Annotated in this window: 20 protein-coding genes; 3 read left to right on the top strand and 17 right to left on the bottom strand. The window is 47.8% G+C overall.

Annotated features, from left to right (window positions below; translation table 11 throughout):
- The 3 genes from A1sIIB106_RS00400 to A1sIIB106_RS00390 form a co-directional block, all read right to left on the bottom strand.
- Positions 1 to 408 carry a Fur family transcriptional regulator gene (locus A1sIIB106_RS00400; RefSeq protein WP_095670553.1) on the bottom strand — a complete coding sequence of 136 codons (408 nt, stop codon included), beginning with the start codon at positions 406 to 408 and terminating at the stop codon, positions 1 to 3.
- A gap of 25 nt (positions 409 to 433) precedes the next feature.
- Complete coding sequence (locus A1sIIB106_RS00395) at positions 434 to 853, bottom strand: DUF4395 domain-containing protein (protein ID WP_095670552.1); 420 nt, start codon at positions 851 to 853, stop codon at positions 434 to 436.
- A gap of 83 nt (positions 854 to 936) precedes the next feature.
- Positions 937 to 1,350, bottom strand: coding sequence for a thioredoxin family protein (locus A1sIIB106_RS00390; RefSeq protein WP_095676952.1), 414 nt, complete (start codon positions 1,348 to 1,350; stop codon positions 937 to 939).
- Positions 1,351 to 1,368: 18 nt separating this feature from the next.
- Here A1sIIB106_RS00390 and A1sIIB106_RS00385 point away from each other — a divergent pair, with 18 nt between their 5' ends.
- Both A1sIIB106_RS00385 and A1sIIB106_RS00380 read left to right on the top strand, forming a co-directional pair.
- Complete coding sequence (locus A1sIIB106_RS00385) at positions 1,369 to 2,082, top strand: response regulator transcription factor (protein ID WP_095670550.1); 714 nt, start codon at positions 1,369 to 1,371, stop codon at positions 2,080 to 2,082.
- 5 nt (positions 2,083 to 2,087) lie between these two features.
- Complete coding sequence (locus A1sIIB106_RS00380) at positions 2,088 to 2,561, top strand: GNAT family N-acetyltransferase (protein ID WP_095670549.1); 474 nt, start codon at positions 2,088 to 2,090, stop codon at positions 2,559 to 2,561.
- Here the strand turns inward: A1sIIB106_RS00380 and A1sIIB106_RS00375 are convergent.
- The 10 genes from A1sIIB106_RS00375 to A1sIIB106_RS00330 form a co-directional block, all read right to left on the bottom strand.
- Positions 2,558 to 4,264 carry a hypothetical protein gene (locus A1sIIB106_RS00375; protein WP_095670548.1) on the bottom strand — a complete coding sequence of 569 codons (1,707 nt, stop codon included), beginning with the start codon at positions 4,262 to 4,264 and terminating at the stop codon, positions 2,558 to 2,560. The two genes, A1sIIB106_RS00380 and A1sIIB106_RS00375, sit on opposite strands and share 4 nt — an antisense overlap.
- A gap of 3 nt (positions 4,265 to 4,267) precedes the next feature.
- Complete coding sequence (locus tag A1sIIB106_RS00370; RefSeq protein WP_095670547.1) at positions 4,268 to 5,824, bottom strand: hypothetical protein; 1,557 nt, start codon at positions 5,822 to 5,824, stop codon at positions 4,268 to 4,270.
- Between the two features lie 84 nt (positions 5,825 to 5,908).
- A complete protein-coding gene (locus A1sIIB106_RS00365; protein WP_095670546.1) occupies positions 5,909 to 6,331 on the bottom strand; it encodes a hypothetical protein in 423 nt (140 codons plus the stop codon).
- A 210-nt stretch (positions 6,332 to 6,541) separates the two neighbouring features.
- The gene (locus tag A1sIIB106_RS00360) at positions 6,542 to 7,900 is read right to left on the bottom strand and encodes a transaminase (RefSeq protein WP_095676951.1); all 1,359 of its coding nucleotides are present in this window, start codon (positions 7,898 to 7,900) and stop codon (positions 6,542 to 6,544) included.
- A gap of 24 nt (positions 7,901 to 7,924) precedes the next feature.
- Positions 7,925 to 8,689, bottom strand: coding sequence for an aldose 1-epimerase (locus A1sIIB106_RS00355; RefSeq protein WP_095676950.1), 765 nt, complete (start codon positions 8,687 to 8,689; stop codon positions 7,925 to 7,927).
- 11 nt (positions 8,690 to 8,700) lie between these two features.
- Positions 8,701 to 9,606 (bottom strand): carbohydrate kinase family protein, encoded by a 906-nt coding sequence (locus A1sIIB106_RS00350; protein WP_095676949.1) that lies wholly within the window; start codon positions 9,604 to 9,606, stop codon positions 8,701 to 8,703.
- Positions 9,603 to 10,094, bottom strand: coding sequence for a heme-degrading domain-containing protein (locus tag A1sIIB106_RS00345; protein ID WP_095676948.1), 492 nt, complete (start codon positions 10,092 to 10,094; stop codon positions 9,603 to 9,605). Before A1sIIB106_RS00345 ends, A1sIIB106_RS00350 begins: the two co-directional genes overlap by 4 nt.
- Before the next feature lie 14 nt (positions 10,095 to 10,108).
- Complete coding sequence (locus A1sIIB106_RS00340; protein WP_223299492.1) at positions 10,109 to 10,879, bottom strand: FAD:protein FMN transferase; 771 nt, start codon at positions 10,877 to 10,879, stop codon at positions 10,109 to 10,111.
- Positions 10,880 to 10,888: 9 nt separating this feature from the next.
- Positions 10,889 to 11,464, bottom strand: a complete 576-nt coding sequence (locus A1sIIB106_RS00335; protein WP_095676946.1) for an FMN-binding protein — start codon at positions 11,462 to 11,464, stop codon at positions 10,889 to 10,891.
- 75 nt (positions 11,465 to 11,539) lie between these two features.
- Positions 11,540 to 12,892 carry a ferredoxin reductase family protein gene (locus A1sIIB106_RS00330; protein WP_190277180.1) on the bottom strand — a complete coding sequence of 451 codons (1,353 nt, stop codon included), beginning with the start codon at positions 12,890 to 12,892 and terminating at the stop codon, positions 11,540 to 11,542.
- A 94-nt stretch (positions 12,893 to 12,986) separates the two neighbouring features.
- On the opposite strand from A1sIIB106_RS00330, the gene A1sIIB106_RS00325 reads away from it, so the two are divergent.
- Positions 12,987 to 13,940 carry an NAD-dependent epimerase/dehydratase family protein gene (locus A1sIIB106_RS00325; protein ID WP_095676945.1) on the top strand — a complete coding sequence of 318 codons (954 nt, stop codon included), beginning with the start codon at positions 12,987 to 12,989 and terminating at the stop codon, positions 13,938 to 13,940.
- 2 nt (positions 13,941 to 13,942) lie between these two features.
- Here A1sIIB106_RS00325 and A1sIIB106_RS00320 read toward each other — a convergent pair whose 3' ends face one another.
- The 4 genes from A1sIIB106_RS00320 to A1sIIB106_RS00305 all read right to left on the bottom strand — a co-directional run bounded on the left by A1sIIB106_RS00320 (position 13,943) and on the right by A1sIIB106_RS00305 (position 20,820).
- On the bottom strand, positions 13,943 to 15,151 hold the full coding sequence (locus A1sIIB106_RS00320) for a nucleotide sugar dehydrogenase (RefSeq protein WP_095677822.1): 1,209 nt from the start codon (positions 15,149 to 15,151) through the stop codon (positions 13,943 to 13,945).
- Positions 15,151 to 16,845: an O-antigen ligase family protein gene (locus A1sIIB106_RS00315; protein ID WP_095676944.1), complete on the bottom strand. Its 1,695-nt coding sequence runs from the start codon at positions 16,843 to 16,845 to the stop codon at positions 15,151 to 15,153. The genes A1sIIB106_RS00320 and A1sIIB106_RS00315 overlap by 1 nt, the downstream gene beginning before the upstream one ends.
- A gap of 124 nt (positions 16,846 to 16,969) precedes the next feature.
- Positions 16,970 to 19,327, bottom strand: coding sequence for a beta strand repeat-containing protein (locus tag A1sIIB106_RS00310; RefSeq protein ID WP_125932733.1), 2,358 nt, complete (start codon positions 19,325 to 19,327; stop codon positions 16,970 to 16,972).
- Between the two features lie 125 nt (positions 19,328 to 19,452).
- On the bottom strand, positions 19,453 to 20,820 hold the full coding sequence (locus tag A1sIIB106_RS00305) for an RNA polymerase sigma factor (protein ID WP_223299491.1): 1,368 nt from the start codon (positions 20,818 to 20,820) through the stop codon (positions 19,453 to 19,455).
- Positions 20,821 to 20,868 lie beyond the last annotated feature (48 nt).

Below are 20,868 nucleotides of genomic sequence, written 5' to 3'. Positions count from 1 at the left end.
TTATTTTACGCAGGCTGCGCAGGTGCCGTAAATTGCAAAGTGAGTTACATCTGTCTTAAAGCCGTAATCATCAGATAAATTCTGAACAAAGTTTGCGGCAACATCGATTGGCGCATCGCCAACAGAACCGCAAGTTCCGCAAACCAAGTGAAGGTGAGTTAACTCTTCAGCTGCGTGATAAGTCGCGCCACCGTGGCCCAAGTGAGTGTGCTGGACAAGTCCAACGTTTTCGAGGGTTTCTAGGTTGCGATAGACAGTTGAAAGATTGATACCGGGATGTGTCGTGCGGACTTTTTCAGCAACTTCTTCAGGAGTTGCATGTCCGAGTTCGCGTACCGCAGAGAGAACTAATTCGCGCTGAGGTGTTAAACGCAAGCCTTTATCGCGGAGTTCGTGTTGATCTGCCATGGCTAGAGCCTACCTTCTAAGTGATTTATTTGGCTACGCGTGCGCGTACGAGCAGTAGATATACCTGGCAGCCCAAGCAGAAGTTAAATGCTGAATTTAAAAACGCTGCGGCAAGTGCAAATCCAACTGCGATTGTAAAGAGCCCATCGGCACCGGTCACAGATGCGATCACGGCAACAAGTGCAAAAGCAAGACCAATGCTCTGTGCAAATTGCGGAGGACGCACATCTTCAAACGTTGTTTCTGACTTTAGACGCGGCTTAATTAACTTCTTAAAGATAACTGCGTAAGGAGTAAATTGCGGACCACGGATTGCACCGATCGCAAAGACAACTGCTTGAAATGCAGCCACCCAAATATTTGATGTAACTAGCGCGACTGCTAAAACCACAGTTGTAATCGCCGCCGAAAATCTTGGTCCTCTTGCATCTATTTGTACTGACATATTCTCTTCCTTTACTTGAATTCATTAAGGATAAAGAGCATCAGCGCTAAACGCTACTTGCGAATATTTCGCAATAACTGGCGTTAATGAATAGCAGCGAGCGCGGTATGCACTTGTGCACGCTTAGGCGTGCCCATAGCGCGACCAACTTCAACGCCTGCACCATTTAGAAACAAAGTGGTTGGCGTCGACAAGATATTTAACTCACGCACCAATTCGAGGTGCGATTCAGCATCGATGTGGGCATAGCGAACATCTGGCATCGTTTTGACCATATCTTCGAGCAACGCCTTAGTGGCCCGGCATGGAGTACAGAACGCTGATGAAAACTGCACCATCGTTGCCCGCGACCCAAGCTCGGTTCCCACGATCGCAGCCGTTAACTTCGGCCCATTTACCGTCTTCTTCTTGCGAAATTCCCCACGCGTGCGCTGAAACCAGATGCCAAAGCCAGTGGCGCCAGCCAGCACAATAAGAAGTGGAACGAATGTTTTCACAAAGGTAGTCTAGATCCCATGGCCAAGGTGTTGTTACTGACAAACACCAATGGCGCGAGCGCGGAAGTTCTTCCATCACTTGCTCTCTTGCAGCACACAGTAAAAATCTTGCCGGCTGAAGCCAGCGTCCTAATCGATTCGCCAGTTATGGATATCGTCTTTGTTGATGCGCGTCGCGATCTGCCTGCTGCAAAGAACCTCACACGTTTACTTACATCAACCGGCGTTGGTGCACCTGTAATTGCAATTACAACTGAAGGTGGCCTATCTGCGATGAGCGCAGACTGGGGCGTCGACGATGTCATGCTCGATACCGCAGGCCCTGCCGAAGTCGATGCACGTATCCGTATGTGTATTGGTACTCACCTTGCCGCGCTAACTGCAGCAGATCCAACCGCCGGTGAAATTCGCACAGGCGATGTTGTAATTGATGAAAGCACTTACACCGCAAAGATCAAGGGCCGTTCACTTGATTTAACATTTAAAGAGTTTGAACTTCTTAAATATCTCGCACAGCATCCAGGACGCGTATTTACTCGCGCACAGTTGTTGCAAGAAATTTGGGGTTATGATTATTTCGGAGGCACACGCACTGTCGACGTTCACATACGTCGCCTGCGTTCCAAACTCGGCCCAGAATTCGAAGCAATTATCGGAACAGTTCGTAACGTTGGTTATCGCTTCACACTTCCTAACGGTGGCAAAGAGAGCCCTATTACTGAGCGGGTCTAACCACCATGCGCCATATTCTCAAGATCCACCGCTCGTTAACCGATCCACTCCCAACTGCAAAACGCGAATACGCACTTCGCACCTTTGATCCTGCACTCGATAAAGAACGTTGGCTCGACCTAAATAACAAGATATTTGCCCACCACCCAGATCAGGGAAATTGGGCGATGCAGGATCTAGAAAACCGCATGGCCGAAAATTGGTTTGATCCCGAAGGCTTTTTCTTCGCGGTAAAAGGTGAAGAAGTAGTTGGCTTTTGCTGGACCAAGATCCATCAAGATTTCGTAAATCAAGAGCCAGTTGGCGAGCTTTACGTTGTCGGAGTTGATCCAGATCATGCACATCAAGGCATCGGCCGCGCAGTTTCTGTTGCTGCGATTAATTACCTCGTTGCAAAAGGCTTAAAGCACTCGATGCTTTACGTCGATGCCGATAACGAAAAAGGTTTAGCGCTTTATACAAGCCTGGGCTTTAACTAAGCCTTCTTCTTAAATCCAGCTGGACACTTCGGCGAGACAGCACTTACCTTCTTTGTTGTCTTACCTTTGACGCAAGTGATCGTGGATTTCTTCATCACCGGAATCGCAGCTACTTGAGGTTCAGCGCTAGCCGAAGGTTCCGCACTCGGTTGTGGAGTTGGCGTTCCAATTGATCCATCTTGAGTCAGCTTTACTTTCAAAGTCGGTGATGAAAATGTAAATCCTGTCGCACTTAAATGGAGCCAACCGTTATCTTCATTTACAACTGTTGTCGCTACGTTCTGCTGGCCTCCATCTGAGGAAGTAATACTCACCGATGCTGAGATTGGGGCGTTACTAAATTTATAGATACAACGTGCAACCTTTGAATCGATATACAGGTTGTACTTTCCTTGGAAGACTTTTCCATCGGCAAGAAAATGCGGAGAGGCTACTTTGTAGTCCAGAGTTCCGGTTTGCTCGTTATAAATCGGTGGAGTAGCTGTATAAGTCGTTGAGTTTGTTGTTACAAAACCTGCAAGCGTTTTTGAAGACTTTATACAAGCGCTGGAACTAGCAATATCACGTTCTGAAAGATCGTAGAAAATCCATTGTGTTGGATTTGCTACCGCCTTGTCTTTCAATACTTTCGACCAGATGATTAACTGATCCATTGAGTAATCCCCGCTAGCGCCAGGATAAATACCTGAACCATCAGCATTGTTTAGGTATGAGTGCTGGCGGCGGTCAGACTCAGAAAAATCACTAGGAATAGCCCAACCAGCTAAAATAGGTACTCGGGTAGCTTCTCCTTTCATATCAATTCGAGTTCCGTAACTAGTCAGTTCGTAATCAATTTCAGGTGAATCAATACGTCCATGCATCCACCCATTAATCACCTTTGAGAATCTAATTACCATTCCAAATTTGATGTTTCCTGGGAATGCTTGACGCATTGCGCAAACGCCATCTCCAACTACAGCGCATACATCGAATGGGAGCTGACTTGGATGGCCAATCTGTACGCTATTAAAGTTGGCGTCTAACCTTGGACTTATTTTTGCAGTATTGGATTTATAGCGCGCATCTCTGATTATTTTTGTTGGAAAAATCGCAGCTCTAAAATCTCCGTCTCTGGAGATTTTCCCGTTTGATGTTGCAACCCATTTTGTTCCTTCGCGCTTAATCGCTCCTACACGGGAAACTATTGCCACATAATCTGCTGTGTTTCCACCATGTTTTACATTTGGAATTTCCCAGACACCTGCAACCGAACCTTGGGGCAAACCATTTTCAGGATCCGCCTTATATGGATTGGCAACTTTATTTGGTACCGATTCGCGATATACACCCCTAATTCGAGCGGGTGAACCTGGAACAATTGCATAAATACTTTCGATGCAATCCGCTTCCAAAAGTGATTTGCATGGCGGTAGAAGTGCGTAATAAAGCACAGATTGCGCAGTGCTACATTTTGGATCTTCCAAACTTGAACAGAAATCGATTCCCTGCGAAGGTTTATCTTTATCCATAGCATTAGCGAAGAGCAACGTAGGCATACGCAACGTATCGACGCTTTCTTCAAAAAACACGCCAACTTTATTTCTGTTGTCACCTTGGCCGTTAAGCGAATATTGTTCATCAATAACACCCGCGGCGGTCGTAACCGTAGGATGTGCCAAAGCAAACAAGGCAATCACTATTGCCGCCAAAGCTCTCTTCATCGACTAAGCCTTCTTCTTAAATCCGGCCGGACACTTTGGCGAAACAGCGCTTACCTTCTTTGTTGTCTTGCCTTTAACGCAAGTGATCGTGGATTTCTTCTTCGCAACTGCAACAGGGGCTGCAGACGCAACTGGTGCAGGAGTGGCACCCGCAGAAGGCTCCTGAGTTATCTTCACCTTTATCTGCTTCTCGCTGAATGTAAATCCGGCAGCTTTCATCTTTAGCCAGCCATCTTTTTCAGTTACAACAGTTGTCGCAACGTTCTGTGCGCCATCAGCCCCAGCAATTGAAACTGTTGCAGAAACTGGAGCGTTTGAAAATCCGTAGAGACAACGAGCTGCATCACTGCGCATGACAAGGTCATAGGTGCCAAGATTTAGAGTCTTTCCATCTGCTGCAAAGTGAAGTCCCGCAACGCGATAGTTTAGGAATCCGTCAACAAACTTAGGGGCGTTGCCGTCATAACCCATCGAGTTGGTTGATACGACACCTAAGACGCGCGTTTTATCACTCAGGCATTTATTCGAACTCGTCCAGCGCGTCGAGTTTAAGGTCCAGAAAGTGTTTGTCTTCGGAGCAATATCTTTCAGAATGGGACGCCAATACTCTAAATATTCAAAGATTCTTTCATTCCCTGGTGCAGCGCTAACTACACCTTTCAAATAGCCAAAATATTGCGCGAGTTCAGCCTCTTTACTTGCTAAGCCTTCCGCTTGACGAGCGACTCCAAAATTCGGAACTGTCACGGAAGTCCCGGCAACTACTAAGCGATTGTTTCTAGGATTCAGTTTCGTGATTTCTATTGATAAGTCTTTTAATCTTGCTTTAAACCATCCTGAAGTCTCATTCGACACGTGAACAGCCACTCTAAATGTCGAATTGGGTTTAAAGTCAAAAAGAATTCCACTCTTCCCACTACCTGTCCAAAGAGCATCCCACCTAAAACCGTTGATCTCTTTAAACGGTCTAATCGCAAGATTTACATCGGTTACCTCGAATTTTCCTGATGCGGGTGAGTAGTTCATACCGTAAGAAAAGTAAGCAATGTACTTCAGTGGCGATACCGAAACATCTTCTTTATCAACCCAGATTGATGCATTTGCACCGCGCGGCAAGTTCTTTGAATAATCAGAAGGAAAAGTATTTCCATCTAGCGGACTTGAAAATCCATCGGGCATATATCTTTCGAAAGTTAGATTTCTAAATGATGTTGCATCGTTACTAATTTCGATACTTTCAATACAGTCATCATTAGCCGCTGCCTCACAGAGGCCTAGCATTGGGGTTGCAGATATTCTGTTTTCTTCACGGTTATCGACGGCGTTGAAATTACACTTGGGATCCTTGGTAGAACTACATAGTTTGTCAGGCCAGTTACCAAGTTGCGAAAAATTGATTCCAACATCATCGCTGATAGAAAATATCTTGTCACTAGGGTTTTCTCTGGTGATTGACGCTGCAAAAAATGCCTCTGTATCTTCAGCGGCAGGTGCGGAAACAGGAATGATCAAACCAATGGCAAGAGCCACGATTGGGATCAGCTTCCAACTTTTCTTCATTTCCGCCTCTCAGTATGACTACTCAGTAGTCCGCCAGTTCAGGCTAAATTTATGCGCTCGGCACCACTATTGCTAGGGAAATCGCTACCCCAGGGCATTTATTAACCACTTTAAATTGGCTTCTTCATGTTTAACGTTGCGGGCATTCGCAAAATTGAAGTGACAAGCGCGATTTCTTGTCCCGGTCGCATAGTGCATCCGGTTATCGATCTTTTGATAAGTCTTAAAGGATTCTGGGAAGGGCAGATCCAAGAAGGCGTGTCTGGTGCATGGCAGCCAGAGGCGCGTGAAATTTCGCTGAGATAAAACATCTCTCCAAAGACCAAAACCTGGATTCGGGCTGTTTACATCGAAGGTGGTTTTTGAATCAAGGACTTGATGCCACTCTGCGTAACCTTTTTCTTCAGAAAAAGTACTGAGAGTTTTAACTAGCCTTGAACGCAAAATCAATTCAAGTTGTCCAATCAAAATGTAGGTCTGGCTATAGCGAATTAAGAATTTTTCCATTCGCGTACCTTCGTCCACACCACAGACAAAATTAGGTTGTGATCCACAGCCCCGATCTTTATACTTTTCTCAACGGTTCGGGAGTGAGATCACTGGCGAAAGCTAAATCGCTCGAATCAATAAGCTCAAGTCTTATTCTGCGAATCAGATGACTTAAGCGGGATGGGAAAGCCTCACAGTGATGTGGGGCTTTCTCTTTTGTTAGAGAAACTAGCCGACTAATTCAGCGCACATGGCGCGAAATGCCGCAGTATGCGCATCGACGTCAGCGGCGGTTGTTGCCGGTGACATCAGCGCCATATTGTGAAATGGCGTCAACAAGAAACCATCGTTTAGCAAGCGCAAGTGAATGTATTGCTCGAGTTCGAAATCTCCTGATTCAGCAGCATCGCGACCAGTGCGCGGCGCCTTACCTTTAAAGATGTACTCACCGCGCGCACCTAAACGGTTGCAGTGCCAATCCAAATCAAATTCGGCAATCGCAGCATCAACACCATCGCTCCAACGATCACCGAGTGCGATCATCTCTTTAAATGCCGCAGCTGTTAATACTTCGCTCAACGTTGCACGCATAGCAGCAAGTGACATTGCATTGCCTGCCAAGGTGCTGCCAATTCCGCCAGTGTCAATAATTTCTAGTTCAACTAACTTCTTAATTGAATTCGCGACGTCATCGGTCATTCCAAATGTGCCAACTGGAATACCGCCAGCAATGGCCTTGCCGATAGTTAAGAAATCAGGCTTTAGTCCAAGGTCTAGCGTCATTCCGCCAGGACCAACAGAAATTGTGTGAGTCTCATCAATGATCAACAGTGCGCCGTACTTCTTGGCAAGATCCTGCACCGCGTAGAGATAGCCATCTTCAGGCAGAACAATGCCGACATTGGTCATCGCAGGTTCCATCAAAATTGCCGCAACATCACCGTGCTTTAGCGCCGCTTCCATGCCAGCCAAATCATTGAATTCAACTACGCGAGTTGTTACATCAAGATCTACAGGTGCGCCCAGGTTTCCTTCGCGCTTTACTGTATTTCCTGCATCATCCAAAGTTGCAAAAGTTTCATCAACGCTGCCGTGATAGCAGCGATCGATAACGATGATCTTGCTACGCCCAGTAATCAGGCGGCAGTAACGAATAACGTGGCGGTTCGCATCGGTTGCGGTGACTGTGAATTGCCACTTTGGCAGACCAAAACGTGAGGCAAGTTCCTTAGAAACTACAGCGGCATCAAGAGTTGGCAACATCGAAGTGATTCCGATATCTGCCTGGCGCTTTATCGCAGCAATCGTTGCATCTGGAGAGTGACCAGTCATCGAACCGGTATCGCCTAAACAGAAATCGATATAAGTGTTGCCATCAATATCGGTGAACTTCGCGCCCTTTGCTTCCTTTACGAAAACCGGATGCGCACCTGGCCACTTAGCCATCCACGACATTGGCACACCTTCGTGCATCACTTTCTGCGAATCAGCAAATGCTTCCGCGCTCTTCTTGTGATTTGCTAAGAAGCGCTCTTCTTCAACTTTGCGAAGCTCGGCTAAACGGCCACGATCGATTTGTGTAGACATAACCCAATCCTATGTTTTCTCTTTTTACGCTTCGGAAAATACGAAGAGCGCTTCGATGTAATGCTCACCACTTATGCCTAAGTTCTGCGCATCAGGTGGCGCCGTCTGTGGCTCTACGCAAACACCTTCGGGATCTTCGTTATAGACAACCCACCAAGCCGCATCGGATTCAACATCAATGCGCGCGCAGTCTTCCCAGACAATCGCTGGGACGCCCTGAATTTCAGTAAATGCATCATCCCAAGGACCCACAGGTTGCGGAACATATTCACCGGTGGGAATTCCATCTTCATCGCGCTTGAGCATCTTCGCAGCTTTAAATTCGATCTCTGCGCTGCCGCCACGATCGAGATCGCGCGGAAACCAAGGGTGCATTCCAAGCCATGCCGGCAACTTGCAATCACCTGGGTCATATTCAAGTGACCAACGAACAGCATCATCTAAAACTTCAATGGTTTGTTCGATAGTTGCGCCACCGTAAGGCTTTGGTAGATGCAGCAAAGAACGCCCCGGACCAATTTCTTGCCACGAAGAAGTAAATCCATAACCATGAATCGCATGCGGCGGCACAACATTTGTTGGTAATTGAATCTCTTCACCATCTGCGCCAAACATGATTCCGTCACGAATTCGCCCAGCCCACGGACCCATTGCATACCAACCATGAGTTAGTGGGTCTCCACGATAAGGAACTGCAAATTGCATATCTCGCCAAGTAATCGATGTAATGCGCGCGCCGTTATCTAGATCAATTGCGATTTGAAATTCTGCATCATCGATATATTGCATTGCACACCCTCTTAGAGTTTTGCGAGCTCGTGCTTGTAAGGAGGTTGCGCCCCCGCACGAGAACACGTGATCGCGGCAGCTGCTGCGGCGCGCGCCAAGACTTTCTTTAGACCTTCACCCTGCAAAGATAAAATTCCATCTTGCACCATCGCTTCAACAATGATCGCACCCACAGTGTCACCGGCACCAACAGTGTCAACTACATCAACTTTCACTCCAGGTACTTCTTCACTTCCACCTTCGGTAAAGCCGATCGAACCATTTGCACCACGTGTAACCACAACGAGTGCTGCACCATCTTTAACCCAGCGCTTGGCCACATCTTCATACTTCTGATCAGGAAATAACCAAGCTAAATCATCATCGCTGACCTTGATAACACTTGAGATTGCCGCCCATTTTTCAACGGCTGCCTGATAAAGATCGCGATCTCCCATTACAGATGGGCGAATATTTGGATCAAAGACGATCGGTGCAAACTCAGCCACCTGCAGCGCCCAATCGTATAAAACGCTTGCCCCAGGCTCAATAATCGTTACCAAAGTGCCGATGTGAAGCACATTTGGCTTATGCACTGAAGGATCAGGCAACCAGTTCAAACCAAAATCAAATGTTGATGTGCCATCAATCTTAAATTCATACGTCGCACCACCATCGGCACCGATTGACACAATCGCCAAACAAGTTGGTTTATCACTCGTCAAAGCTAAATCTAGTTTTACTTCATCTGCCAATAGTTCTGCGCGAGCAGAAACTCCATAATCGTCGGTTGAGATTCCATCAATGAAGTGAACATCGTGGCCAAGTCGCGCCAGCGCCTTTGCGGTATTTGCAGGTCCGCCACCAACTACAGCAATGCGCTCTGGTGTGCCCGGCAACAAATCAATTAAAACTTCTCCGCAAACCCAGATGCTCATGCATTTTCTCCTTGACGTGCCAAGTATTCGGTAATTACTTCAACGCCTAATAAATGATCTTCAACTTGCGGCAAACCGCTAATCAGCAATATTCCTGCCAAACCTTGACCCGCAACGTTTAAAGCAAGTCCACCACCGTGAATAGCATGCAGCTCTTCGCTCAAACCTGTTTCTGAATACCAATCAACGCCACGTTCTTCAGCATCTACTCGTACATGCATCGTCGACTTACCTGTCGCCATCACAACGCGCGCCTTACGCGCCACCCAAGAATCGTTATCTGGTTTAGAACCCGGCAGGGCAACTTTAAAAACAGTCCAGTCACCTAATCGAACTTCCACAATTATCGGCAACGCCCGTGCACTAGCTTTAGCAAAACCAATCTCGCCAATTTCAATCGCTTGCGCCTGCGTCAACGACGGCAAAACCAAAGCCTCGGCCTCTCGCGCAAGACCTGCGCTGGTAAAGCCCCCAGTAGTTTCGACCATTGGCTTATCTTGCCCTATCTAATTGCTGGCCCTACGCCCCAAGCGCCACCGCTATGGCGATCGATAACCCACGCTGAATATTCCGCTAATTCGGGCTGTCCAAACCATCCCGCACCATCTTCACCTGCAACCATCAACGCCGTAGCCAGCGCATCCGTTAACCCACCATCTGGCCCAAGCACCGTCGCTGATTTCGCACCGATTGCAATCGTGCCGGAGTGCGGATCGAAGATATGCGCCCCGCGTTCGTATGTTCCGCTCGTCGCAATCGCGCCATCATTTATCTCAAATATCCGCAGAACTTCTTGGCGATTATCGGGATTAACAACACCGATCTTCCACGGCCCCGCCACACCCTTTTCAACAACACCACCACGCAGCGTTAAATCACCAGCGGCATTTACCTGCACGTTCTCGCAGCCCGCGTCCATCAACATCAAAGCAACACGATCTGCCGCCCATCCCTTCACATAACCAGATGGATCAAAACCACCCGCAACCGCCCACGGATCAAATGCCCCACCCGTTAAATCGCGCGCAACCGCACATAGCTGCCAAACCTCTTGCACATCAGTCGGACATTGCTCAATCGAGATTTCTCCACGTCGCAAACGCGATACAAACGAACCATCTTTATAGGTCGAGAAATCCTCATCAAGCCCGTGAACAAATTTCTTAACGCCCTCAACCGCCGCATCAATCGCAGCCTCGTCAACTTTGCTCGAACCCAAATCTAAAAAGAGAACGGTGCCCCAAACGTCTATCTCATATCGCTTACGCACCACGTCGTTAACTTACATCCCCGCCTTTGCCAGCGCGCTAGCCAGCGACGTGTACCAACCGTATGAAGTAAATGATGCACCGGATACTCCCGAAATATTCGCCGATTGCGCAGCCAAGGTGCGCTGGCGCAGTACCGGCACTGACATCTGCGTCCATCGATCATTACGCCCTGATGGCGCCGTGACAGCCTGCGCATCAGTGATCTTGCCGTTTTCAACAGTTATCTTCACCTGAACAAATCCGTAGCGCACATCAACTGAATCACCAGTAAATGTTCCGCTAACCAATTTCGCTGCCGGTGCAGCTGCCACCTTAGTTGGAGTCGCAGCCGAAGTTTGGCTCTGTGAATTATTCGTCGCCGCAGATTTACTTGGAGTTGCTTTCGCAGTCGCAGCGGCAGTCGCAGACATTGTTGGCGTAGCGCTCTGCGTTGCAGCAGGTGTCGATGCAGTGCTTGCAGGATCAACCGCAGCCCCCGGCAGCGCCATCGAAGAACTTTCAGTAGATGTAAATGTCGGCGGCGTAATCGCCAAGACCGCACCCAACCCACCAACGGTTCCGGTTGCAATCAGTATCGCGCGTTTCATATGCAAACCTTCCCGTGCTCTCCTGTGAAAACCCTTAACGAAGCCACAACTTCGACTGCGACTATCGCCAAACTTTTACTCACTATGAAATGCAAACGCTTCATCGTGGAATCGATTCTTCGGCACACCCAGATCATCTGCTGCAGCCTTTACCGCCTCCACCAACGGCCCAGGGCCACAGATATAGATATCGGCATCAGCAATCCGCGGCACCAAAGCCTTTAGCGCCTTGGCATCCATCGGATGCTCCTTACGCGACCCAACTAAGTAATGCACCCGAATAGAACCATTTGAGTGATACTCCAAATAGTCGAGCTCTTCCTTTAAAACCAAATCTTCTTTACGCGATGCTCGATAGATAACATCCATCTGCACACCGTTCTTAAACTCATCCATCAATGCGCGCACCGGCGTGATTCCAACACCGCCACCCACCAACACCACATGCGGCATAGTCGCGCGCCCTGCAGTAAAGGCGCCATATGGCCCTTCCACAAAGACTCGCGTCCCCGCACTAAGCGAAGCAAGTGATCTTGAATGATCACCTAAATCTTTGACGGTGATTCGCAGGTAATGCGCAGTAGGAGCTGCCGACAAAGAATAAGGATGCGACATCAAGAAATGTCCCTTAGCTGCAAAGCGCCAACCAAAGAACTGTCCGCCTTCTGCTGCAAGTTCAGTGAGCTTGCGCCCCTTCATCACAACCGAGATAACGCCAGGTCCTTCAACAACAACTTTCTCAACGCGCAAGTTATGGCGCAGCGAGCGCACCAAAGGAATACCGATACGCCACCATAAAATCGAAAAGCCCATCGCCACATATAGAAACGTCCAGTACGCGCGATTAAGCGGATGATCGATAAACATCTGCCCGTTAATCACCTGGTGCATAAACGATGCCGCAATCGCTGAATAAGTAAGAACGTGAACCGTCCACCAAGTTTCATAACTCATCTTGGCGCGCGCCTTCTTATAAGACGTAACTCCAGCTGCCACCATCAAAATAAATCCGGCGAGCGCCCACCACATCCACTCGAAGTTACCGAGCATCCGCCACATCTCAACTGCCAACGCCACATGATCTTGCCCAGCAAAACTCAAAACTATAAACAGCACGTGAAAACCAATTAGATACAAACTCCATGGCCCCAACTTGCGATGCCATGTAACCAAACGATCGTGCCCGACCCCGCGTTCTACCCACGGAATTCGCGCCACCAAGAAAATGCCGACAATCGCAAAGTAAGTACCAACCAGCGCTGCCGCCCGCGACACCGAAGCAATCACTGCATAAACCGAAGTGATATCGCTATGGCTCATCGTCGTTAACTGCAACGCCAGGGTGAGCCCCAACCCAATACCCAACAACCAGGCAGCCCAATCGGTGCCTGCACTCGAATACTTACGAACGCCCGCAACCGATTTCATACCCAAACCTTGCCCTATCTATCTGTGAACTATCTGAGCCCTTACAGAGAGCCAGCCCCTAAATTTCCACACCTGCCCCGATAGACTTCACCTCATGCGCGTTTTCATCACCGGTGGAGCCGGTTTTATCGGTTCTCACCTATGTGATGCCCTGCTCAAGGAAGGCCACCAGGTCTCGATCCTCGACAACATGTCCACGGGATCTGCAGCCAATATCGCCCACATCAAAGATCAGATCGAAATCCACCAAGGCGATATCCGCGATGTCGCCCTCGTCGAAAAAGCCATGGCCCCTGCCGACCTCGTTCTGCACATGGCCGCAGCTCTTGGCGTAAACACAATCCTTGAAAACCCAATCGAATCAGTTTCAACCAACTTCACAGGTTCTGAAGTAGTTCTAAACGCTGCCACCAAATTAAAAAAGCGAATCATCATCGCAAGTACATCTGAGATTTACGGAAAGAATCCAAAGCAACCTTTATCTGAAACAGATGACCGCGTAGTCGGTCCTCCACAAAAGATCCGCTGGACTTATTCAGATGCCAAAGCGCTTGAAGAAGCGATCGCTCACGCGCTCTTTCTAACCAAGCAACTCAAAGTTACAACTATTCGCCTCTTTAACACGGTTGGTCCACGTCAAACCGGCCGCTACGGAATGGTTCTGCCGCGCTTCGTGCAATCAGCACTTAAGAACGAGCCAATCACAATCTACGGCGATGGAACCCAATCTCGCGTCTTCTGCCACGTTTCCGATGCTGTGCGCGCAATCATCACAATTGCAAAGACGGATTCAACAATCGGTGAGGTTTACAACATCGGTGGAGTTGGCGAAACTACAATCAAACAACTTGCTGAAAAAATTATTGAGCGCACTAATTCAAATTCAACGCTGACCTACACTCCATACGATCAGGCATACACCGCTGGCTATGAAGATATGCAGCGCCGCGTTCCAGATATCACCAAGATCAAAAACGCAATCGGCTGGTCACCAGAAAATACTCTGGATTCGATTATTGATGATGTTGCTGCTGAGATGAAGAAGTAAGACTACAAACCTTTAGCGCCGGTTAACTTTCCGGTTGTATCAAAAACATACGGAGCACTTGCAAGCACGGCTTTCTTATCAACCGCATCATGCAAAGTAACAACTATTGCGATCTCTGAGCCACCCAAACCAGTTGATTCTTCCCCGTGCCAAGAGCCAACAACTGCATCATGCCAAGTAACTTTCGCTCCTTGGCGCTTGAGTTCTTCAATAACCAACTCTGCTGGGGTCTCGCGGGTATCAGCCACGTTTGGTTTATAGGCAACACCTATTACTTGCACGTTCTTGCCATTTAAAGATCCACCATTATCTGCAGCAACTCGAGCGACAACATATTTAGGCATCTCGAGGTTTACTTCGTTTGCGCGCTCAATAAATGTCGCGGGCACACCTAAACCTTCAGCGACATGAGCAAGATAAGAAGGATCCACCGGGATGCAATGGCCGCCAACTCCTGCACTTGGATTGAATTTCATAAATCCATACGGCTTCGTATTTGCGGCTTCCAAAGTCTCGTGGACTGAAATACCCAGGGCATGTGCGATCTGAGCAAATTCATTTACAAGGGCAATATTTACCTGTCTGAATGTATTTTCAAAAAGCTTTGCCGCTTCTGCAACTTCAGGCGATGAAACTTCAACCAGGTTGTCACAAAAGGTTGAATAAAAATCTCTAGTCTTTTTCGAGGCCTCAGGTGTTAAACCCGCATACAAACGAGGAGTGTTCTTCTGATCCCAATCTACGCGGCCAGGATCTACACGCTCAGGTGAAATCGCATATAAATGCTCAATTTTGTTTGCCGATAACTTCTCAATCAACGGCTTAATAAAATTGCGAATCGTGCCCGGAAAAGAAGTTGACTCATTAATCACCAAAACAGGATGTGTAATGTTTTCTGCAATTGTTTTGCATGCTGACTCAATGAACGCCAGATCTGGCTTTCGGTCTGCATCAAGCGGTGTTGGAACCGCAATCACAACTATTTCGGCCTCTGATATATCTGATCCGCTAGTCGATGCTCGGTAATTTCCGGCTGCAATCGCAGACTTTAACGCTGCGCTATCAACGCCTTCGATATGCGAAATGCCTTGATTTAGCTGGTCAACGACTCTTTGATTGTTATCGAATCCCACCACTTCATTCGCCTTGGATGCGAACGCCGCGATAGTTAGACCAACGTAGCCCTGACCAATGATTGCAACTTTGGCCATTAAGGAAGTTTCTTCCATTCCTCATTTAGTGGATCAAGTTCAATCATCTTCTCTTTTGCTAGCTTTCGATCTTCGGGGGTGGCGTTTTTCAAAGCGTATAAAAGACGCCATGCATCGAAATAATTAGGGTTATATTCGGTATTCAGCTTGCCGTATTTGTACGCCATAGCTGGAAGATTATTTTGTTCAAAAATTTGGGTAGCGTTTATATACAAATTGCTGCTAGACGGACTCATATAAGAAGGAGTGAGGGCAACAGTCACCAAATCGGCGTTTTGTGCTTTGAGCGCTTCCCTCCATTTGATGTCTCCACTTAGCGGTGGAATTGCGATAATTATTCCCACGACCATGCCTAGCCCAATCAACATCTGTGGTGAAATTAAAGGATTATTCTTGACAGTTTTCCGAGCGCTCACTTTAGAAGTTGACTCACTTTGGGCGATTCGAGTCGAGAATTCATAGGCAATGAGTGCGCCACTTGTGACCCAACCCCAAACAGCGAGTCCAATTTGATTGATACTAATCAGAGCCTGAACTTGATAACAAATCCAAGCAACAATTAGTCCAACCTTTACGAAGTTAAATTCCTTTTGAATAAACGTCAACTTAATCGCGGCAATCAAACTCATGACAAAAAAAGCCATGTATGCGATAAACAGCGGGTATCCGCCATACGCAAAGACATCAAGGAATACGTTATGCGCAGCGTTCGTGGTCGTATTTGGTCCAGGTAATATCAAAGCTTGGGCATCCCGTGATCTGCGATACCAATCACCGTATGAATCCATGCCAATACCCGTTAGCGGATGTGAATTACCCATGTTGATTCCGGCTTGCCAATATTCACCGCGCAAAGAGACAGAAGTCTTATACACAAGGCTGGTTAGTGGTCCTTTTTGAAGTGCACCCATCAGTGCAAAAATGCCCACTACGGCAACGGATCCTAGGTAGATAAATGGAACCGTCCACTTTGTAAATTTATATCTTAAATAATAAAAAATAACTAGCGCAATTCCGCCACCTGACACGACTATGCCCTGAACCGCAAGTGAGGATTTAATTTCAAGGAATGTGGCAATCAGAATCACGATTCCAGCTATTCGTACCGCAATCTTGGTACCAGGGGTTAATAGATATGCAACCAGAACTGATGCAAAAATTCCTAAGAATGCCCCGATAAAGTTTGGATTTCCAAATGTTCCAAGGATTCGGTTATATGGATTGTTCCAGGAGACAAAATCGCCGAAAGTAATCGTCCAAGCGCCGTATGCAACATTTATCAATCCTGCAGCGAGTAGCCCGTACAAGATATTTCTAAATGATTCAGCGCGGCGCAGAACTAGCGTCGCTAGAAAAACTAGCGTTAAAGAAAAATAAGTTAGAAATCCAGTATTTCTACCGTAGGTTCCATAAAAGTTTTGCCCCAACGGAGATGCACTATTTAATACGGCGCTGATCGAGAAAACTATGAAACCGAGCGCAGCGATTACCTGTAACTTTGCATCAGACCAGAGCATTCGCGGAGACTTCACCAACACGGCCGCAGCCAGACCAAATGCCACTACGGATAAGGCGGCCATCTTCGTGACGTTGACCGGATCAGATACTTGGTCGATCAGAAGGAATATCGAAATGAATGGCGCGCCAAAGGCTAATAGGCGAGCAACTGGTTTCTCAATTTCTAATTTCAACATAACCCCAATCTTACTTTCTACTTAACTATTTATTACCCACAAACTTGCCTAGAAAGGCCGAAACCCGGCCCCTCCGAAGAGGGAGCCGGGTTTCGGTTCTAGATCTTTAGAAGATCAAGGCTAATTAAGCCTTTACCTTCTTCTGGATCTTTACTACGAGGTTAGTCAATGTAGTGATCTGTGCACGAAGTGCTGAGATCAACTTAGTGACTGATGCTGAAAGCTCAGCAACTGCATCTACGGCCTCTTGTGCCATAGCTGTTGCTGCCTCTGCTGCCTCTGCTGCAGATAGAGCTGCATCAGTAGCATCATTTGCTGCTGCTGTTGCTTCTTCTGCTGCAGCTGCTGCTGCATCTACTGCTGCGTTAACAACAGACATTTCCACAACATCCTTAACAGCTGTGTATGTAGTACCAGCAGCTGTTGCAGCCTTTAGGCCTGCGATGTATGTGTCATGTGCTGTGCCTTGTGTAGCAGTGATTGTCAGTGTTCCTGAACCTGATGTAGGTGCAAAGAATGAACCTGTTGAAATTCCACCGGTAAGCGTTTCGCTACCTGTTGGAAGTCCTGTAACTGACATGTTTGCTGTGATAGATGAGAAGAGCGCAATGCTTGTTCCATCAGCAACTGGGCGTCCGTTGACGTCTGTAGCTGTGATAGTCCATGTGACCTTCTCGCCTGGCTGAGCTGAAGTCTTGTCAAGTGTTAGCTTTGCAACACCTGTTGACTTTGTAACTTCAACTGGAACAACCAAAGTACCAAGAGTTGAATTCTTGATAGTGATGTTTGTCTTACCGACAGCAACACCTGTAACAGTTACGTCTCCAGCTGTAGCTGAAGCAACTACTGTTGCGATTGTTGTTGTTTCGCTTGTTGCGGTAACAGCCACTGTAGACAACTTGACGTTATTAGCGTCATAAGGAACTACAGAGATTGTCATTGTTCCGCCGACTGCTAGGTATGACTTTGAAGGGTTTGGAGCTGCTGCTGTAGCGGCCTTTAGCTTCAACTGTGTTGCTGCTCCGAAGAACGCAACCTTACGAGTCAACGTTGTGACTCCGCCAACCTTGATTGTGATTGTGGCTTCACCTGAACGACCGTCTGCGAAGACGTAGAAGTCTCTAGTTGCAGCCTGAGTAGTTGTTGAAGTACCTGCTGGGTGTGCGATAACTGAAGTCGCACCTACAGCATCAGCAGTTGAACCGACACGTCCTGCACCAGTGACTTCAGCTGTAACAGCCAAGGTCTTTGATGAAGAAGCTACTGCTTCGAGAGCATCGTATTGAATTACCTGAATACGAGCCACTGCAGCGGTTAGATCAGCTGTGTTTGAGATTGAAGGCACAGTTGTTAGAGCAACAACAGCAGCATCAGTATCTTCATCAGGTTCTGTTGCTTCTCCTTCTGCCATGTATGTCGTGCTAGTTGTTGCTGTACCTGTAAGTGCAGCTGCACGAACTGTGATTGTTACAGTTGAATCAGCTGTAGCTGAGTAAGTACCTACTGCTGTTTCGCGGTAAGTATTTACTGTGACAGTTCCTACTGTTGGTGTTAGAACGTTGATTAGACCTTGGTTGATCGCGCCTGATGTAACACCAGGAATTGTCAATGTGGTCTTATCGGTTGAAAGTGTTCCGTTTGCTGCTGCTGCTTCAATTACTGAACCAGTTACAACAACACGCATTCCTAGCGCTGTTGCGCCAGATTGACCAGTCACCTTGACCTGGTTGTAGTTACCTGCACCAGCAACACCGTTTGCAGTGCCACGTGAAGTAACTAGGGCACCATCAGATGTAGCTGCACCAGCTGAGAGAACCACGAATGTGATTACGCCTGCTGTGTGAGTAACTGATCCACCAGCTTGGCGGTTACTTGGGGTAACTGTGATTTTGTAGGTACCTGTTGTTGATGGGCGGAAATGAAGTGAAGCCGCAGTGAATGCAGTCTTCGTATCAAGTCCACTCAAGTTAACAGAAGTTTTTACAGATGGTGCAAATCCTTCAGAAAGCAAGATTCCGGCTGTTGTAGATTCAACAAAACGGAACTTGTCGACCGCAAGCTGGCTTGTTCCTGTAGATGAATCTGCGTTAACAGAATCAACAGATTGTGTTGCACCTGTGGTTGTAAGGGCAGCGACTGCTGAACCTGAAATGCTTGTGATTGCAGCGGTCAAAGTAATTGAATCATCTGCTGATAGTGCGCCACCTGTTGCACCAACTGCAGTAACCGATACTTTTGCTGTCAAAGTTTCGCCAACATAACCGTAAACGGTTGCGTCAGAAACTTTCACTGTTGTAAGAACTGTTGCTCCAGCTGCAGACGCTGGCGATACTGATGCCATCGTACCGAAGCTCAAAGCAGCAACAGTTACAAGCGCTACGCGCTTGAAAGTTGTCTTTGTAGACATTTGTTTCCTTTCGATAGTCGAACCACGGACGATCCGTAGGTCGGCTCGAGTGTTAAATGCCTTCTCATATGACATGAGAGAGCCTTTTTCACTCACTCGATACATCGCACGTGCTGATGTATCAAATTCCCCGCCGTGTATCCGGACGCGACGGAGAAATCTATTTAGGTGAAATTTCACGTGCTTCACCGTTTTACCTTTTACTTCTTGTCTTCAGTCACAAGTACTGACTGAGCCAAAATTTGTGTCTTGCCTGCATTGAGAACTAGTCGAGTTGTAATCGACTTTATAGGACCTGTTAGGTCGAAGCCGCGGTTGCCCACGGGGATAAAGAACTCTGAAGTTGGGGTTGAGACTACGAGAATTCTAACGGTCACAAGGTACTGCCCGTTGGACATCCGCTCAAAATCGGCAGTTGTGGCGCCTAGGTTGAGAGGGGTCCAGCTTCCTGCAACACCAGCTGAAACCCCATTTACGAGGTAAGTGGTGCCGTTGCCATCCACTGTGATGCTCTGAGAGATCATCACATTTGGGCCACCGACCGCTGTTATGGCCTGGGTGGTCAACTCTGTTCCGGCTTCAGTGGCAACCGGCGTATTTTTATTAACGCGGATGGTGCCTGGGGTGCCGTCTTGGCTCGCAACAGTGAAACCTGTTGGGATGCCTTTTTCGTCCAAGCCTGGGAAAACAAGCTTGGCTGACTTGATTGCCACGCCAGAGACCATGGTGCTGGACTTCTTAGCTGGCATTGAAATAGAAGGTGTTGGGGTGCTTGCCTCAACTGGAGCAACGGCATCAGATGATCCAGCAACTGGGCCTGATGCGATCTCTGATGGAGCAGAAGGAGTAATTGTTACTCCTTCGCGGCCGGTCATTGAGTTAAAGCCAAGGAAAGCTGTCACAACTAGAAGAAGAGAAAGAGCCACCTTCGAAGATTTCTGAGCAAGCTCTGCTGCCTTCTTATAGGTAGTAGAAAGCATGTCGAGCGCTGTTAGGCCACGCTCTTCGTCGATAACGAGTTCTGAAAGAACACGGCGAAGGGAAGCGCGAGCGCGAGAAACAGTGTGGCGCACTGCAGATTCCTTGATGCCAAGTTCTGCTGCGATTTCCTCGGTTGAACGGCCTTCCATTTCCCACATAACAAGCGCTGCGCGCTCTGCAGGAGAAAGAAGTGCAAGTGCTTGACGAATAATTGCTGCATCTTCAGCAGCAGAAAGTGCTTGTGAGTGATCACCGTCTACCTGCCATGCAGCTTCAACTTCAGCCTGGGCATCGTCGATAACCACAAGGTTAGGACGACGACCTTCTAGGCGGAACAAGTCGATGCAGAGGTTTTCGATAGTGCGGTGCAAATAAGAAAGTGCATGATCATTTGATTCAAGCTCTGGTGCTGCAAGCATGAACTTAATCAAGGCATCTTGGGTGATTTCTTCAGCCTTAGCGGAATCCTTTAGGACGCGATTAGCGTGGGCGAGAAGCTCTGAACGGTGCTCTGTGTAGAAAGCACCGAGCTCTGCGACGGTCCACACGCGAGGACCTGCAGAGGCTGCAGACTTCTTAAATGCCACTTTGGGACTTCCTTCTTAACCGGTTTTGTACTTCAGCGACACCCGTCG

The organism is Candidatus Planktophila lacus, assembly GCF_002288325.1.
Classification (GTDB): domain Bacteria; phylum Actinomycetota; class Actinomycetes; order Nanopelagicales; family Nanopelagicaceae; genus Planktophila; species Planktophila lacus.
This window is presented reverse-complemented; position numbering and strand designations above follow the sequence as displayed.